At 51.8% G+C, this 16,312-nt stretch carries 9 protein-coding genes; all 9 read right to left on the reverse strand.

The features are described 5' to 3' along the window. Positions 1 to 26 precede the first annotated feature (26 nt). The gene (locus BM200_RS17895; protein WP_175532919.1) at positions 27 to 6,371 is read right to left on the reverse strand and encodes an S-layer homology domain-containing protein; all 6,345 of its coding nucleotides are present in this window, start codon (positions 6,369 to 6,371) and stop codon (positions 27 to 29) included. 52 nt (positions 6,372 to 6,423) lie between these two features. Next, positions 6,424 to 7,266: a sugar ABC transporter permease gene (locus BM200_RS17900; protein WP_091187988.1), complete on the reverse strand. Its 843-nt coding sequence runs from the start codon at positions 7,264 to 7,266 to the stop codon at positions 6,424 to 6,426. 1 nt (position 7,267) lies between these two features. After that, positions 7,268 to 8,578: a carbohydrate ABC transporter permease gene (locus BM200_RS17905; RefSeq protein ID WP_091187990.1), complete on the reverse strand. Its 1,311-nt coding sequence runs from the start codon at positions 8,576 to 8,578 to the stop codon at positions 7,268 to 7,270. Positions 8,579 to 8,688: 110 nt separating this feature from the next. Beyond that, positions 8,689 to 10,044, reverse strand: coding sequence for an extracellular solute-binding protein (locus BM200_RS17910; protein ID WP_091187992.1), 1,356 nt, complete (start codon positions 10,042 to 10,044; stop codon positions 8,689 to 8,691). A gap of 264 nt (positions 10,045 to 10,308) precedes the next feature. Further along, positions 10,309 to 11,304 (reverse strand): formylglycine-generating enzyme family protein, encoded by a 996-nt coding sequence (locus tag BM200_RS17915; protein WP_091187993.1) that lies wholly within the window; start codon positions 11,302 to 11,304, stop codon positions 10,309 to 10,311. A gap of 183 nt (positions 11,305 to 11,487) precedes the next feature. Next, positions 11,488 to 12,954: a sulfatase gene (locus BM200_RS17920; protein ID WP_091187995.1), complete on the reverse strand. Its 1,467-nt coding sequence runs from the start codon at positions 12,952 to 12,954 to the stop codon at positions 11,488 to 11,490. A gap of 11 nt (positions 12,955 to 12,965) precedes the next feature. Further along, on the reverse strand, positions 12,966 to 13,829 hold the full coding sequence (locus tag BM200_RS17925; RefSeq protein ID WP_245773079.1) for a carbohydrate ABC transporter permease: 864 nt from the start codon (positions 13,827 to 13,829) through the stop codon (positions 12,966 to 12,968). Positions 13,830 to 13,841: 12 nt separating this feature from the next. Beyond that, entirely contained in the window at positions 13,842 to 14,762 is a 921-nt protein-coding gene (locus BM200_RS17930; RefSeq protein WP_091187996.1) for a carbohydrate ABC transporter permease, read from the reverse strand. 86 nt (positions 14,763 to 14,848) lie between these two features. Further along, positions 14,849 to 16,153 carry an ABC transporter substrate-binding protein gene (locus BM200_RS17935; RefSeq protein ID WP_091187998.1) on the reverse strand — a complete coding sequence of 435 codons (1,305 nt, stop codon included), beginning with the start codon at positions 16,151 to 16,153 and terminating at the stop codon, positions 14,849 to 14,851. Between the last annotated feature and the right edge of the window lie 159 nt (positions 16,154 to 16,312).

A 16,312-nucleotide genomic window follows, 5' to 3' on the forward strand; every position in this document is an offset into this window, starting at 1 on the left:
AGACGGCCTCTTGCTTGTATTCATTATTATTTGTTCATCAGGCCAGATACCTGAAGCAATCGCTTCAGCGTAACAGCTGCTTCAGCGCGTGTTGCATAGTCGAGCGGCGCGAACTCGCCGGCCGCCTTGCCTTGCATGATGCCTGCCGCAACCAGCCCGTTGATTGCTGATTGTGCCCAATCGGCGATTTCACTGCCGTCTTGCGGGAAATCGGCTTTTGTTGCGGAAGCTTGATTCTGGCTCTTTGCAAGCTCAAGTGCCCGAGCAAGCATTACCGCCATCTCCTGACGCGTAACTTCCCGATTCGGACGGAATGTACCGTCACTCATCCCTTTCACAATGCCGTATTGGACAGCCGTCCCCACATAAGAAGCATACCAGGCGGAGGATGTCATATCTGTAAAGACTGCAGTTGCATCAGTTGCCGGAGAAAGGCCAAGCGCCTTCACAACCAGTGCTGCAAATTCGGCTCTCGTCACATTGCGGTTTGGCGCAAACAGATCGGCCGATACGCCGTTCACGATGCGTTTGTTCGCCAGAAGCAGAATATCCTCTTTTGCCCAGTGTGCAGAGATATCCTTAAACGCGGCATTCGTAACCGCAACAGCATATAGGCTGTTTGTTGTGCTGAGTACCGTTGCGATTGTATGGCCGCCTTCAGTTGCGAACAAGGCAGGTACCGTTCTGAACTGGCCGGTTGCCGGATCATACACAACCACCGAGCTGTGTTCCTCATCCAATTGCCCGTCAAGAGCAAAGCTTCTTCCGATAAAATGCTTTCCGAATTGATGTACCGGTATCGACTGATCGCCGGCGTGCAGCGTCAGCTCGAAGGAGACCGGAGTGCCCGCAATCGTAAAGCCAGCGACAGCCGCTTTATTCTTCATCTCAACCGCAGCCGCGCTGGTAACCGGTGAGAGCGTAATCGTCAGTATAGCATCCGATTCTGCCAACGCATCCGCCAAACCCGCTTCCTCAAGGATGTTCCAAATCGTTGAAGGGAGCGTATACATCATTCCTCCATAGCGGATGACAATAGATGCTTCTTGCGGTGCAGATGCTGCCGCCTTTAATATGGCAGCGGAGAACCCGGCGGTTCCTGCATCCCCGGTTGCTGGCAGGTCAATAAAAATTTCTTTTTTGCCTGCGCTCAGTCCAGCTTTCAGATCGGCATCATGATTAACGGACGGCTCTGCCGGAGTCGTGCCGCTGCCTGTATGGCCAATACCCGAATTGTCTTCATGGGTGACGGTACGAAGCTCAAATCCGGTTGACTTGGCGTTGAACACTGGACCAATCTTCGTATGGCGGACAATCACATTATCGAGATTAATCGAACCGCTGACGTCATTGTTTACGTGAATGCCCCATGTTCCCGTGCCGTCAATGACATAGTTCTCGATCGTAATGCTGCGGGCACCATTGGCAATGGCGTTTGGTCCATTGACGTACAAGCCCTGATACGTGCTGTCGAGTGCCGTGTTATTGCGGATCTTAATATCGGCATCAATCGGCTTGTCGCCGGTGAACAGCCAGATCGCTCCGAAGTTTTGCCCCCAGCTTGGCTCTCGGCCGCCGGTACGGATCAGCGTGTTGCGTTCGATCAACGTTGTGCCGTCAAAGGCAACCGGATTAAATCGTGTCGATATGGCGATCCCTGCACCAAACCCTACTGTATCCGATAGAATATTGTCCTGCACTTTGTTGTCCCGTCCGCCAAAGATCGCGACGTTATCCGCCAGCCATGGCAGCTGGACCGTATTAAAGCGTACGGTATTGCCGCTTACCCGGCTCTCATCATCGGATACGCCTTCCGGCTTTTGCGACCACAATGCGATGCTGTCATCCCCGGAGTTGCGGATATGAGTCTGCTCAATCATCGAGTGTCTTGTACCCGTTGTAAAGTTGATGCCGTCGGCATACGTATTGCGAATACGCACTCCGCCTACATACAAGCCGTCTGTCGCAACTCCCGCATCGCTGCGCATCGACCAGATGCCCGCTTTGGCATGCTCGATCCATACGTTCTGAATGATGGAGCCTTTGCCAAAGGTGCCGTCAAAGCCCGCTTCGCGCAGCTCGTCGTGACGGGCTGTTACGCCAAGATCCATATACAGATCATAAATGCGCACCTTGCTGCCTTCTACCAGGAAGCCTGCTCCATGCAGCTCGGTATGCCAGATACCCGCTCCGCGTATGGTTACGTTGTCCACATGGAGTGGACCTTGCGCAAGCGTAAATACGCCTGCCGGAATCCATACGCCAACTCCTTGGTCCTTCGCAGCTGTGATTGCCGCTTCAAAAGCCGCCGAGTCATCTGAGCTGTCATTCGCCGTTGCGCCAAAATCCGTCACCGATACGTAACCGTCCGGCTTTGCATAAGCATCAGGCGCCTGCTCGAGATCAACCAAATCAACCACATAATAATCGGCGGTATCATCCGCTTCTTTCATCAGCCGGATTGTGGAGCCTGCTGCAACATCGCCAATGAATAGACGAGACTCATCGTAGAAGCGGTGAGCATCTCCATCTGCCGGATTATTCGTCCAGGGATATTTGCCATACACCCAGCTGTACTTGCTGGACAGATGGATCTTGCCTTGCTTCTCGCCGTTAATGTATAGGGTTAACGTATGCTCTTCGCCGTCGCCCGCTGCGGAGTCAGGGATGATATAACGCATCGTCATCGCATTCGCCTGCTCTGTTGTCTTAAACTCTACATATTGCCCGTCTGCATCCAAACGGACTGCTTCTCTGCCGGATGCTTCGGAGGCGAAGGTCTTGAACGAACGGTCCTCTTCAAGGAGTGTACCGTTTGTTCCGCCATGCTCTGCCTCATACGTTGTAAATGGAACGGTTGCTCCACGGTAATCTTTATTGACCGCATTTTGCACGAGGAGATAATCAACGTCAACACCGCCGGTGCTGCCATTGTCGTACTGCAGCGATATCGTGTTCATCCCTGCACGAAGCGGAAGGTTAAGCGCTTTGTCAGCCCAATCGTTGCCTGTTCCCGGGAACTCCACAGTTGCAGTCTGTTTCAAGCCATTGACATAGACAGCTAAATTTCTCGCATTGCCGTCCGCATTGCGATAATGCACGTTTGCAATATAATCGCCTGCGCTGTCTGTATTTACTGCAAATAATAACGCTGCATCTTCTTGCGTAAAGCCGGTTACCGAGGTGCCGTTCGCAGTAACCCCGCCAGCCATAAAAGCTTCTTCCGCTTCATAACGAACGTCACTCTTTACCGGCTGAAGCAGCCAATGCGCCGCGTCCTCCGATGGCGCCACCGCTTGAACAACTGCAGTACCTGCTGCACCAAACGTCAAATACTGCTCCGCGATCGCAGCATTGCTAAGCACTTGATAGCCTGCGTAGGTATCAACATCCCATTGCGTAGACAGTGATGCTCCGTCCGTCAGAACCGTTGATAGACCACTTGCCTTGACCGAGAGCTTATGACCGGTTGCCTGGTTCACATATTGCTTGCGACCGTTGTAATCCTGAGGCAGCCACTCGGCCGCTTTGCCGTCAGAAGCAGCCGGCGTATCTGCCACAATAACGCCATTACGTTCGATTAACGCTTTGCCTGTCGCCGCGTCAATAATCCGAATCGCGTTCAGCTCTTTCAATACCGGAGTTACCGCGTTTGCTGGACCGTCTTCTGAGGGGATCGTTACCGCTTCTTCCGGTGCAGTATCGAATCTCCACTGCACGCCGCGGCTTTCAATCGATCTCAGCTCGTATTGCGCATAGCCCTGCAGATCCTCGGTATGGATATAGTTGTCTTCGTAGCCTTCCGCATTGCTGCGAAGCAGATAAAGACCTGCCGCAAGGCCATTTTCAACTATCCATTGCGCTTTCGTATCGTTCTCGGACGGCGATGCTGTTGTCTCGAGGTAGCTTTGAAGATGTTCAATCGAAATCGCATTGCCTGTCGCGCGGTTCACGATACGCTGTATACCGTTCTCGCTCGTAATCTTCCAATGAGAAGCCGCGTTGTTTGCCTCAGGGTTGCCGTACAAAACAACGTTGCTGCCATTCTCGTACAGATATTGTCCGGAAGCTTCATTCTTGATCCGGATAAAACCTTCCGGCAGCTCGGCCGGGGCTTGCGGTGCCGGTTCAAGAACCCATTGCGCGCTTCCCCAGTCGGCAGGAATCGGGCTTGCCTGACCATATCCGGTCTGATCCTGCACATGGATACGGGCAGCAGCCGTTGTATCGTCTTCGTTTTTCCATTTCGAATTCCAGCTGTTGCTGAATACTTTCGTATTTGTCGATCCATCTACATCTGTTACAACCCACTGCACACTGCCCCATGACCTATCGATAACGAGGCTCTCAAGCGCTTTGAGATGCGGATTGGTTTCATTCTCGGCACGGTTGATATTCTCGTTCGAGATCAAATGACCGGTTGCCTTGTTCACTACATACACGCCTTGCGGAGCGGTCTCGATCGACCATTGGGAAGCCGGATCATCCGCTGTAGGCTGTCCGTAGGCAACCTTGCCCTCTTCATCTTCATAGAGATATTGGCCAAAGTAGCTGTTCTTCAGGCGGACATAAGCCGGAGCTGTCTCTCCCACCGTAACAAACTCCCATTTCGGGCTGCCCCAGTCCTTCGGCACCACGCTGAACTGCGCAAACTTCAGCTTGTTCTCGGCGTTGACGTATTTCCCGCTGTCATCGCCAGGCTTGCCGATCAGCTTATAGCCTTGATACGTCTCAATTGTCCAATCGCCTGCCTTTGAATCCTCTGCCAGAGCCGTAGACTTCAAAGCATCCCGGTCACCCGTTACACCATCATTGTTCAAATAATGGCCGGTCCCGCGGTTCTTGATCCGCTTCACGCCGTCATGGTCTTCTACCAGCCATTGTGCATTCTGATCGGAAGGCAGAACGTTGCCGTACTGAACAATACCGTTTGCATCTTCAAAGAGATATAGCTGCAGCCAGTTGTTCTTGATCCGGATGTAAGGAACAACCGGAGTCTTTGGCGGTGCCGGATCCTCCAGCGCCCATTGCGCGCTGCCCCATGTCGCCTGCGCCCAGTTATTGCCCTGCGCAAAGCCGTCCTGATTTTGCACGTTGATGAAGCTGCTTGCGTTTGCCGCGCTTTTTAACGTGACGCTGCCCTCCACTTCGCCGCCGCCGTCATTCTTGGCAGTCGCTACGATCCAGGCCGAATCTACGCTTGGCGCATCTTCAGCGGTCAACGGAGTTGCTCCCGCATAGTCGACACTCGTTACATAATGGCCGGTTGCGAGGTTGCGCAGCAGCGTGCCTGCAGCCGTGTCGATCAAAATCCATTGCGAAGTCTTATCTGTATACGAAGGCTCGCCGTATTTGATCTGGCCGTTGTCTTCATACAAATAGGTGCCCTTCCAGTTGTTCTTGATCCGCTTCGGAGTGGAATCCGCCGCAGGCTCAAGCTTCCAGACCGCACTGCCCCAGCTCTTCTGCGCCCAGTTATTCGCACGGACAATCCCGTCCGGGCCGTTGCCGGTGCCCTGGATATTCACAATCCAGCTGTTATCGCGGGAGCTTACGATGTTGATGCCGCCATTGTCGTCAACCGCTTCGAAAGACCACAAATCCGACGTCCATCCCTCTCCAATGGCGGATATGCCTACCGGATTTGTAATCTGCTCGGCCGTGATTGCCTGAGAATGAAGATAATGGCCGGTTGCACGATTGCGAAGACGCTTATGTCCGTCCTTGTCTTCCGCAAACCATTGCGAAGAAACATCGTTCAAGGCGATTTCTCCGTATTTGACCTCTCCTTCTTCCTCGTACAAATAAGTGCCGTTATCCGGATTAAAGATACGGACCGGTTCGCTTGCCTCCGCCGGATTAAATGTCCATGTCGCGCTTCCCCAATCCTTTTGCGCCCAATTATTTGACTGCACCTTGCCGTCGTCAATCTGGAAATTAACGATCCAGGAGGAGTTGCGATTGCTGATTATATTGAATTCTCCTGGCCTGTTTGCAACTTCAGCGATATCCCAAGTGTCAGAAACCCAATCCTCGCCAATGGCGGAACTCTCGACTGCATTAGTAATATTCGCATCCGTTACCTGCTGGGAGTTCATGTAGTGACCGGTTGCGCGGTTCTTGATGCGCGCGTGGCCGTCTTCTGTTTCAATCGTCCACTGCGCGTACGGATCATTTACAGCAGGATAACCGTAACGCACTTTGCCCTGTGCATCTTCGTAAAGCGAATAACCTTTCCATGAATTATGAATTTGAATGAAAGCGTCTTCATTATTACCCCCGGAAACGCCGTCCGCACTAGCGGACAGCGGGGGGATCGCAATAAGGAGCGCCATACAAAGAATCATCAGCTTCTTTAATAATGATGGCATTGATCCCATTCCTCCTGAAATGAAAAGAATTACAAAGCAATAAATAAAACCATTAACCTTTGGTTGCCCCATCGGCAAGACCCGAAATGAGGAACCGCTGCAGCAGCAGGAATACGATTGAGATCGGAACCGCTATCAGAATGGTGCCTGCAGCAAACATCGTAAAGTTGTTCGAAAACTTATCGTTAATGAAGTTGTACAGGCCAAGCGCCAGCGTGAACTTCTCCGGGCTGCGGATAATGATCTGCGGCGTCAGGAAGTCAAAGAACGGCGCCATAAACGTGAACAAGGCAACTACCGCAATAATCGGACTGGCGAGCGGAATCAAAATCTTGAAAAATATCGTCAGATAGCCGGCTCCGTCGATCTTGGCCGATTCGTCGAGATCGCGCGGAATCGTATCGAGGTAACCTTTTACAAGGAACAGATTCATAGGAAGCCCGCCAAACACGTAGATCAGGATTAGCCCCGTGAACGTATCCAGCAAATTAACCGTGTTAAGCAGCAGGTAAATGGCAACCATCCCCATGAGCACCGGGAACATCTGCAGGAGCAGGAACGTATAGATGCTGTTCTTGCGGCCGACAAACCGGAATCGAGAGAATACGTACGCGACGATTGATACCAGACAGACCGATGCGAGACCGTTGATAACTGCAACAATCAGCGTGTTTTTGTACCATAGCGTGTAGTTACTGCTCGGATTGTTAAAGAGCCATTCATAATGCTCGAGCGACCAGTTGTCGGGGATCATCTTAAGGGAGAATAAGCTGGTGCCCGGGTTGAGCGACATGCTGAACGCCCATAAGAGCGGGTACAGAATAACGACAAACATTATTAGGACAATCAGATAAATACCGGATACTTCCAGAGCGGATTTGAGTGAGCGCTTCATCTTAGTACATATCCTCCTCTCTGAAGGAACGGGTTTTGCTGAATTGATAGAGAGCAAACGCCGCTACCACGATACCCATGATGATGGATACGGCAGCCGCCATTTTGTAGTTGTTTTCCTTAAACGTCAGGCTGTACACCCAAGAGATCAGGATGTCGGTTGCGCCCGAGTTCTGGCCCGGTACCGGCGGACCGCCCTTGTTAAACAGGTAGATAATATTGAAGTTATTGAAGTTGAACGAATACTGCATGATGAGCAGCGGCGCCGTAGCGAACAGTACATGCGGCATTGTAATGAAACGGAATTTCTTCCACCTGGAACCTCCGTCGACATCGGCAGCTTCGTACCAATCCTTCGAGATCCCTTGCAGCACACCGGTAATGAGCGTAAATACATACGGAAAGCCAAGCCATACCTGAATGCCGATAATCGCTACGCGGGCCCAGGTCGGATCGGAGAGCCAAGGAATAGACACGCCAAAGTGGGAGAAAATATCCCGGTTAATCGCACCAAATGTATCGTTAAACATCGCGGTAAACACAAGCACGGTCATGAAGGACGGAACCGCCCACGGCAAAATCAGCACGGTACGGATCAGACGCTTGAATCGGACCCGGCTGTCATTCACCATTACGGCCAGGAAAAAGGCCAGTACAATTTGCAAAGTGGTTGCTGCCAGCGTCCATACAACCGTCCAGGAAAGAACGGTGAACAAGCTTTTGCTCCACACGGCTTCCGTGAACAGCGCTTTGAAGTTCGCAAAGCCGACCCAGTCAAGCAAATGAGCGGGCGGAGAATTGTACAGGTTGTAGTTGGTAAAAGCGAGAGAGATCATAAATAGCAGCGGGAAAATAACGATCAGCGCCATCATGATGAAATTCGGCACGACAACAAAATACGGGAAGCCATGCTCCCAGCTGTCCTGGAAGGCCTGCCGGACCGACGGCGTGCGGATACCCTCCTGCCGTTTCTTCGCATCCTTGCGGGCATCAAGCAAATTCAGCACGTAAAGGCCCAGCAAAATGATGCCGATAACCGAAGATAACAAGCCTTGAACGAGTAAATTTCGGGAGTCGTCCGTCTCCGGGTTATCCCCAAGTGTAATCATCCCTGCAATGCTGTTTGCGATAGGCGCGGATAACGCAATGATCAAGCTTAAGCCAATTACGAGAAATACAATTCCTTTTATCCACCTTCGGTTATACAGCTGCCCTAATCCAGGCACAATCGAGAGCACGGTTGCAAGAACCGGGTTATGGCTGTTCCTGATTGGACTGGCCTGCGGTACCGGTTCCAGAGCGTTGATGTTCATGTTTGGTTCACCTTCCATATTTCCGAATGCAATGAGATATTAAAGCAAAAGGGGCTTCGAGGAGCCCCTTTCCTTCACTTCATGCTGCAACTGCTTTTGTGCGGATGTCTCTATTTCGCGCCGGCCATTTTCATTTTGTCGTTAATAAGTTTGACGGCATCATCCAGGGAAGCTTGAACGTTCTTGCCTTCCGTGATGAATTTAAGTGCGTTCGCCATTGGATCCCAAACATGGTCAAGCTCAGGAACGGTAGGAAACGGCTGGCCGTATTGGATTTGCTGCGAGAAGCCTGCTACAAGCGGATCTCCTGTCAGAGCCGAATTGTTCAGAACATTAATAACCGGCGGAACTTCGCCTGTTTGCTTGAAATAGTCAAGCGCATTTTCTTCGTTTGTCAGGAAGGCCGCAAAGTCTGCTGCCCACTCTGGGCTTTTCGAGAACTTGGAGAGCATCCAGCCTTTTACGCCGATGAAGGAAGTTGGATGACCGCCGCCTTCAAGGGTAGGGATTGGAGCAACCGCAAGATCGTCGCCCAGTGCTTTCTTGTAATCATTGATCGCCCAAGGTCCGTTGATAACCGCGCCAACTTTGCCTTGCGTGAACAGGCCGCCAACGATGTCTCCGTTTACGCCTTTCGGCAGGTAGCCGTTGTTGAACCAGCTTTGGATCAGGGAAGCGCCTTTTACAGTGCCTTCTTTGTTGAGGCCGATGTCATTGATATCGTATTTGCCGGCATTGTCCTTGAAGATGTAGCCGCCTTCGCCGCCAAGGAAGCCCCAGGCAAAGTAGAAGTTTGCTGCTTCAAAGAGGAAGCCGTAGTTTTGTTTCTTCGCGTCCGTCTGGTCTTTCATGATTTGCTCGAGATCAGCAATCGTCGCAGGAGCATTAGGAACAAGCTTTTTATTATAGAAAAGAGCGTAAGTTTCGGTTACAAGCGGAAGGCCGTACAGAACGCCGTCTTGGCTAAGCGCGGCCAGTGCTTCCGGTGTGAATGTGCCTTTTACTTCGTCCGAAGCTTTCACTTCTTGCACAAGGCCCTTCACGACAAGGCTGCCGATCCCCGGCTGATAGAATAAGTCCGGACCTTTGCCGGCAGGACCGTCGAGAGCAAGCACATCCGGCTGGTCGTTCATCGCTACCGGCTTGATGTTGATTTTGATCCCCGTTGCGGCTGTGTATTTGTCTGCTGCCGCCTGGATAACGGCGAGCTTGTCTTCAGCAGTGTCCGGCCAGATTGTCAGCTCCGCAGGCTTTGCTTCAGTTGGTCCGCCGCTGTCTGTTGCCGCCGCATCCGCGCTTGGCGATTCCGAAGCCGGTGCGTTTGCGTTTGTATTTGCGCTTGCAGAAGCATTGGCATTGCTTGCCCCAGTGTTATTGCCGTTATTGTTGCCGCCTCCGCATGCTGCGAGCGACATCGAAACAGCCAGCAAGCTAAGCGTGACAAGCATCTTTTTGCTCTTTAACATGGTTGTGAGCCCCTTCCCTTTATCAACTCTTGTATTTGTTGACCCCGGTTTGCCGTGGTTCATGAGTTAATTGTAAGAGTCAGAGGGGGGGCTTCACTACCAATCCGGTGACCTGAAAGGCTAAGATTGTGACTTGTCGATTGCAAGCAATGGCGGGATAGGGCTAACGATTCGGGACATCGTTTATGCTTGTGTCCACAACTTTCAGCCATATTAAAAAGGCTGCCTCCTAGCTAAATGAATAGCTTGGAAGCAGCCTTGGTCTTATTGTGGCGCGGAAAGCACCGTTCGGAACCCGCAATTGCCGGTTGAGCTGTCGGGGGTATTTTTGCTGCGTGCCGCTACCCGGTAACGGTTGCAGTAGGAGCTGTGGCAAAGATACGACCCGCCCCGCATAACACGTCCTTCTCCCGTGCGGGGACCAGCCGGATTGTCGTTCTCGCCGCTTTGGTAGTAGGTTGAGCTGAACCAGTCCGAGCACCATTCCCATACGTTGCCCGCCATATTGTAGAGGCCAAAGCCGTTTGGCCGGAAGCTCTTCACCGGGGCGGTACCGAGGTAACCGTCGCTGGCGTGATTTTTAACCGGGAACTTGCCCTGCCAAATGTTGCAGTTGTGCTCGCCGCCCTGCTTCAGCTCATCCCCCCAAGGGTATCGCTTCTGCACGAGACCGCCGCGTCCCGCGTATTCCCATTCCGCTTCCGTCGGCAGGCGTCTGCCCGCCCACTTGCAATAGGCCATCGCATCATTCCAGCTGACATGAATGACGGGATGATCCTCGCGGCCTTCCATATGTGAGTCCGGCCCTTCCGGATGGTTCCAGTCGGCGCCTTCAATCGGGTACCACCATGGTGCCGACTGCGGAACCGTCTTGACCTTCGCCGCTACTGCTTCCGGGACAAATAAGTGGAACACATAAGACCAGCCAAATTGCTGAGCTTCCGTTACATAGCCGGTTGCCGCGATAAACCGTCCGAACTGCTCATTGGTTACGGCACATTCATCCATGTAAAAGCTGTTGACCGTAACGGCATGCACCGGACCTTCTCCGTCAGCAGGAAAGCCTTCCTTATCGCTTGTCCCCATCAGGAAGGATCCGCCCGGAATATAGACCATCCCTGCTGTATCAGCATTTGCCGGTTCAGCTGTTGCCGCTTTAACTTCTGCTTTGAGCTTAAGTCCTTTAGGAGCAACTACAATGGATGAGCGCTGTGTGGAACAGCAGGATTTTATCGTGCTATTGTCCGATTCCTGAGCCATTCTCAACTTCCTCCCTGAATGCGCATATGCTCTAAGTCATCAATGATCTATTAATCTACTACTAACACTACCATAACAAGAGAAGGCCGTACAACGCCTGCCGCCTGCGAATACTGCGCAATCGGCAGGCATTATACGGCCCGCTTAACGGTTACTTCCTGCTGGTCTTACCCTGCTAATTCGTTAGGCAAGTCCCAGTCTAACATATTGCTCTTCCGGTGCCCCCGCCTGCTTCATAGCCTGATTCAGCAACTCTATCATTCGGGCTTCTGCTGCCTCATCCTGAAGAGGATGCTCCTGATGCTCGTCGTTCGCAAGGTCATACAGCCGTGTCTCCATGACAAATTGATTCCGTGCATACGTTACCCCTTGCGTGCTTTCCGGAATCTTGAACACCGGATAGGCCGTATAAGACAGAAAACGGCCAGCTTCAATCCGCTCCGGGGCTACTCCGCCGAGATAGGAACGGAATGTTGTTGGCATAGCCGTATAGGCATAACACGGGTAGTTATCCTTGGAGACCGGTGCGCGCATATACGAATAACGGCCGTCCGTTACATTGACACACATCCCATGATAGCCATACAAGGCCGCTTCCCTCACTTTTTCCTGCGTCCCCTCCAGCAGCCCCCGAAGGGATGCACCTTGCACCGTATCCGGAATGGCTGCCCCCATATAGTCAAGTATGGTAGGCATAAGATCGATATTTTGCGTTACAGCCTTGATGCGGGTCCCCGCTGCCCTGCCTTCGGGAAGGCGAATCATCAGCGGGATATTAGCCAGCTCGTTATAGACATGCATCACATTTTTGCCGGTCTGCTCATGTTCTCCCAGCAATAAACCATGATCAGTTGTAAAAATAACAAGCGTATCGTCCAGAATATCAAGCCGCTCCATCGTATCCAGCAGCTTGCCGAGCCAATGGTCGATCATCGTAAGTGTCGCCGCATAACGCTTCTGAATATGAGCAAGCGCTTCAGGCGGAACATCAACGGTACCATACTTCGGCCAGCTGTACGGCGGACCTTCATAGTTATCCTGGTACATCGCCAAATAATGATCTGGCGTATCAAATGGTTCATGCGGGTCAAAAGCTTCCACGGTCAGGAAATACCGGTCTTCCCGCCCGTTCTTCTCCAGCCAGTCGCATGCCGCCTGAATCGTACGCGGCCCTGGATAATCTTCCTCGCGCGCAAAGCGCGTACGGTTCTTATCGCACTGCGCGCGTACCTGACCATAATAACGTTCCGGCGCGGGCAGCTCTTTAATAGAAGAAACCCAAGGATCATCCTCCTGCCCCCGGTGAAAATCCCAGGTCGAGAAAGACTGGCAGTAGTTCTCCCCGCCTGTTGCGAAGTAGTGATAATGGTCAGTCACGATATGGCTGAAAATCCCCGCTTCTCTCAACGATGCCGGCAAGGTGCGGTCAAACGGTTCAATGCCGCCCCAGCCCTTCTCCAGAAAAGCCGCCCGTCCTGTCAGCAAATCACGCCGTGCCGGCATGCATGGCAGTGAACCGGACCAATGCTGGTCGAAGATAACGGACTGCTCGGCCAGCCGGTCGATATTAGGCGTTAATACGCCTTCCCCGCCATAAGCGGACAAAGCCCGCCGGTTCAACGTATCCAGCATCATCATAATCGTTCTCATGAAAGCACCCCTTATTTCAGACCTGTCGTTACAATTCCCTGCACGAAGTATTTCTGAGCTGCCAAGAATAATAATACAAGAGGCAACACAACTAAGGTAGTTGCGGCCATCAACAAATTCCATTCCACATTGGTCTCGCTTCGGAAAATGGTAAGGCCAAGCTGGACTGTGCGCATCTGCTCCGTATTCGTCATAATAAGCGGCCACATGTAGTCGTTCCAGGTTGCCGTCGTCTTGAAGATCGCGAGAGTTGCCAGAATCGGCTTGCTGAGAGGCAGGTAGATTTGGAAGAACACCCGGAAGACATTCGCCCCGTCGATCTGTGCGGCCTCATCAAGAGCTCTCGGGAAGTTCAAGAAATATTGCCGGCAGAGGAAAATACCAAACGAGCCCGCAATAAACGGAAGCACCAGCCCCGTATAGCTGTTAATGAAGCCAAATCCGCCTTGCCCCTGCCAGTCGTTACCCCCGAAGAACGGGAACATCTTCATCATGAGGAAGGTTGGAATCATCGTTGCCTGCGCCGGCACCATAATGCCAATCAGCACGGAGAAGAAGAGTACATCCCGCCCCGGAAACCGCAGTCTGGCAAACGCAAAACCCGCCATGGAGTTAAAGACCAAGCTGAATACGACCGTAATGGCGGTCACAATAAACGAGTTTGAAAAATATTGAACCCAATCGCCTCGTCTCATGGCGACCGAGTAATTGTCGAATAGCCAATGCTTTGGGATGAACGTAAACGTCGGCGATTGAATCTCGCCCATTGTCTTCAGCGATGTTACGACCATTAGCAAGAACGGGAACAGCATAAGAAGCGCAATGATAAGCATAACAGTTGAAAAAATAACAGTGGTCCCTTTTCTAGTAATCAACGGGTCCGCCTCCTAATCCACATCAATGTCATTCCCCTTATTTCCGAGACGGAAGTTCAATAAAGTAATAAGCAATGTAATGACGAACAGCACCATCGCCATTGCCGATGCATAACCCATCTGGAAATCCTGGAAGCCGCGCAAATAAATCTGATGCACGATTGTTGTTGTTTTGTTTAAAGGCCCGCCGTTGGTCAAAATATTAACCTGTTCGAATACCATAAACGAGTTAATGCAGGACATAACCAGAATAAAGAAGGTCGTTGGCTTCAGCATCGGAATCGTAATGGCAAAAAACTGCCGGATCTTCGTTGCGCCATCCATATGAGCGGCTTCGTAAAGGCTTGTCGGGATGGACTGCAAACCGGATAAATACACGATCATCGTATAACCGATTGATTTCCAAATGCCCATAATCACGATGGCAGCCATCGCCGTGCTTGGATCGTACAGCCATTGCACCGGATCTAGTCCAAAGGTTTTTAACGCACGGTTCAAAATCCCGAGAGAAGGATCGTAGATCCACAGCCAGATCATCGAGACTGCCACCATGGAGGTCACGTTCGGAACATACACGCTGACGCGGGCAAACAGGCGGCCTCTCAGCTTTCCATTCAGCAGTACGGCAAGCAACAAGCCAAGCGCCATCTGGGGAAAGATCGAAAATAAGGAATATATAAACGTATTGTAGACCGCTGTGCCAAACAGCTTGTCATGGAACAGCCGCACATAGTTGTCAAAGCCGACAAACGCAGGCGTCGAGTAAAAGTTGTAATTCGTAAAGCTGTAATAGAGTCCGACTAGCAGCGGAATAAAAATAAATGCGAAATAAACAAGATATCCCGGAGCAATAAACAGATATCCGGCTTTATCAATTGGAACGCGCCGCCGGCTTTTAGGAGTTGTTGCCTTGCTGGTTGCCGCCGAATTCATAACGCCTCACCTCTCTTCCTGAAATGAGAAAGCGCCTGCCTTTTTTTCTGCAGCAGGCGCCTATAGCTTAATCGATCGAGTTAAAGTTAGTTGGTAATCAGGTTTGGAAGCTCTTTTCTCAGCTCCGCGGCTGCATCCTTCATCGCTTGCTCACCTGTTTTCGTGTTGTAGAATGCCGCTTCAAGATGCTGGCTTATCATTTCGTACATTTTGCTGGAGTAAGTCACTTTCGCAGCGCCCTCCCCGTAAGATACCGCGTCAAATACCGCCTGGTTCATGTCCGGCTTGTCCTTGATGTAATCTTCCTTCAGCGAGTTCAGAACAACCGGCGTGCCAAGCTCCTTGTAACGGTTCCAGGTTTCTTCCTTGGACATGACCGTTTGCATGAAGTCAAAGGCCAGATCCTTCTGCTTGCTTTGGGAGCTCATGAAGAGCAGGCGCATGCCGGCGAACGTAGCTTTTGTCTTCCGTTCAATCGGACCGGATACGCCAATCTTGCCGGCCAGCTCCGGATGATCCTTCTGGGTATTCACATAAGCGGCAGGACTGTCATAGGCAATTGCAGCCTTGCCGTTAGGGAACAGGTTCTCATTGGCTTTGGTCGAATCGTTCGGGATCGTAATCCCTTTCTTCACCAGGTCAACAATGTAATTGGTAGCTTCAATCGATTCCGGAGAATCAAATAACGGTTCATTCTTGTCCGCATCGATAATCTTCCCGCCGTTCTGCAGAACAAATGACTGCCAGAACGTCCATGCGTTAGCGGTAGGAATAGCCAGACCCGCCATGACGGTTGTGTTGCCGTCCTTCTTCGTCAGCAGCTCAGCGTCCTTCGCCAGTTCCTCCCAATTGGCCGGAGGCTTCTCCGGATCCAGACCCGCTGCTTCGAACAGATCTTTACGCCACAGCAATACCCGGGGATCCGGGATAAAACCGATTCCGTACAGCTTGTCTTTGTACATACCGGTGTTGAGCACGCTTTCCATCATGTCGCCTTTGCCTTCCCATTTGTCCGCATAAGCATCAAGCGGCTCGTATTGGCCAAGGTTGGCACGTTGCGCCACCGATGCGAGCGTATAAGACAGCACGTCCGGAGCCGTGCCGCTGGCATAAGCCGCATTCAGCTTCGTCTCCATGTCGTTGCCGAACGGAACCTCGCTGTAATTTACCTTTACGCCCGGATGGCTGGCTTCAAATTCCTGAATGACGCGCGTCCAGTACGCTTTCTCCGGCGCATCGGTACCCGCTCTCCAGAATGTAAGCGTTTTTCTGCCACCCTCGCTTTTAGGGTTCAGCTGTTCGGTAGCATTGTTGTTTCCGCATGCACTAAGCGCGATGCTGGCAAGTACGGTTACGCATAAAGTCGTTAATAGAGCTTTTCTTTTTCTCATGTCGCTTGCGGCCTCCCTTTATCGAATCTACTTGAAGTATAAAGAATTGCCCGGAGCGCCAGTGACGCCATGTTCCGGTCTTTGATCATAAATGCAGGCGATTAGACACGGCTGTTCCTAACCTGTATACAGGAATAGAAAAATATTCGGACCCCATAC

Source organism: Paenibacillus catalpae, assembly GCF_900112695.1.
GTDB lineage: Bacteria > Bacillota > Bacilli > Paenibacillales > Paenibacillaceae > Pristimantibacillus > Pristimantibacillus catalpae.

What these genes read in the sequence shown, in the direction of transcription:
- BM200_RS17905 (WP_091187990.1), bottom strand. Translation starts at nt 8,578, where the DNA reads ATGAACATCAACGCTCTGGAACCGGTACCGCAGGCCAGTCCAATCAGG.
- BM200_RS17910 (WP_091187992.1), bottom strand. Translation starts at nt 10,044, where the DNA reads ATGTTAAAGAGCAAAAAGATGCTTGTCACGCTTAGCTTGCTGGCTGTT.
- BM200_RS17895 (WP_175532919.1), bottom strand. Translation starts at nt 6,371, where the DNA reads ATGCCATCATTATTAAAGAAGCTGATGATTCTTTGTATGGCGCTCCTT.
- BM200_RS17900 (WP_091187988.1), bottom strand. Translation starts at nt 7,266, where the DNA reads ATGAAGCGCTCACTCAAATCCGCTCTGGAAGTATCCGGTATTTATCTG.
- BM200_RS17935 (WP_091187998.1), bottom strand. Translation starts at nt 16,153, where the DNA reads ATGAGAAAAAGAAAAGCTCTATTAACGACTTTATGCGTAACCGTACTT.
- BM200_RS17930 (WP_091187996.1), bottom strand. Translation starts at nt 14,762, where the DNA reads ATGAATTCGGCGGCAACCAGCAAGGCAACAACTCCTAAAAGCCGGCGG.
- BM200_RS17920 (WP_091187995.1), bottom strand. Translation starts at nt 12,954, where the DNA reads ATGAGAACGATTATGATGATGCTGGATACGTTGAACCGGCGGGCTTTG.
- BM200_RS17915 (WP_091187993.1), bottom strand. Translation starts at nt 11,304, where the DNA reads ATGGCTCAGGAATCGGACAATAGCACGATAAAATCCTGCTGTTCCACA.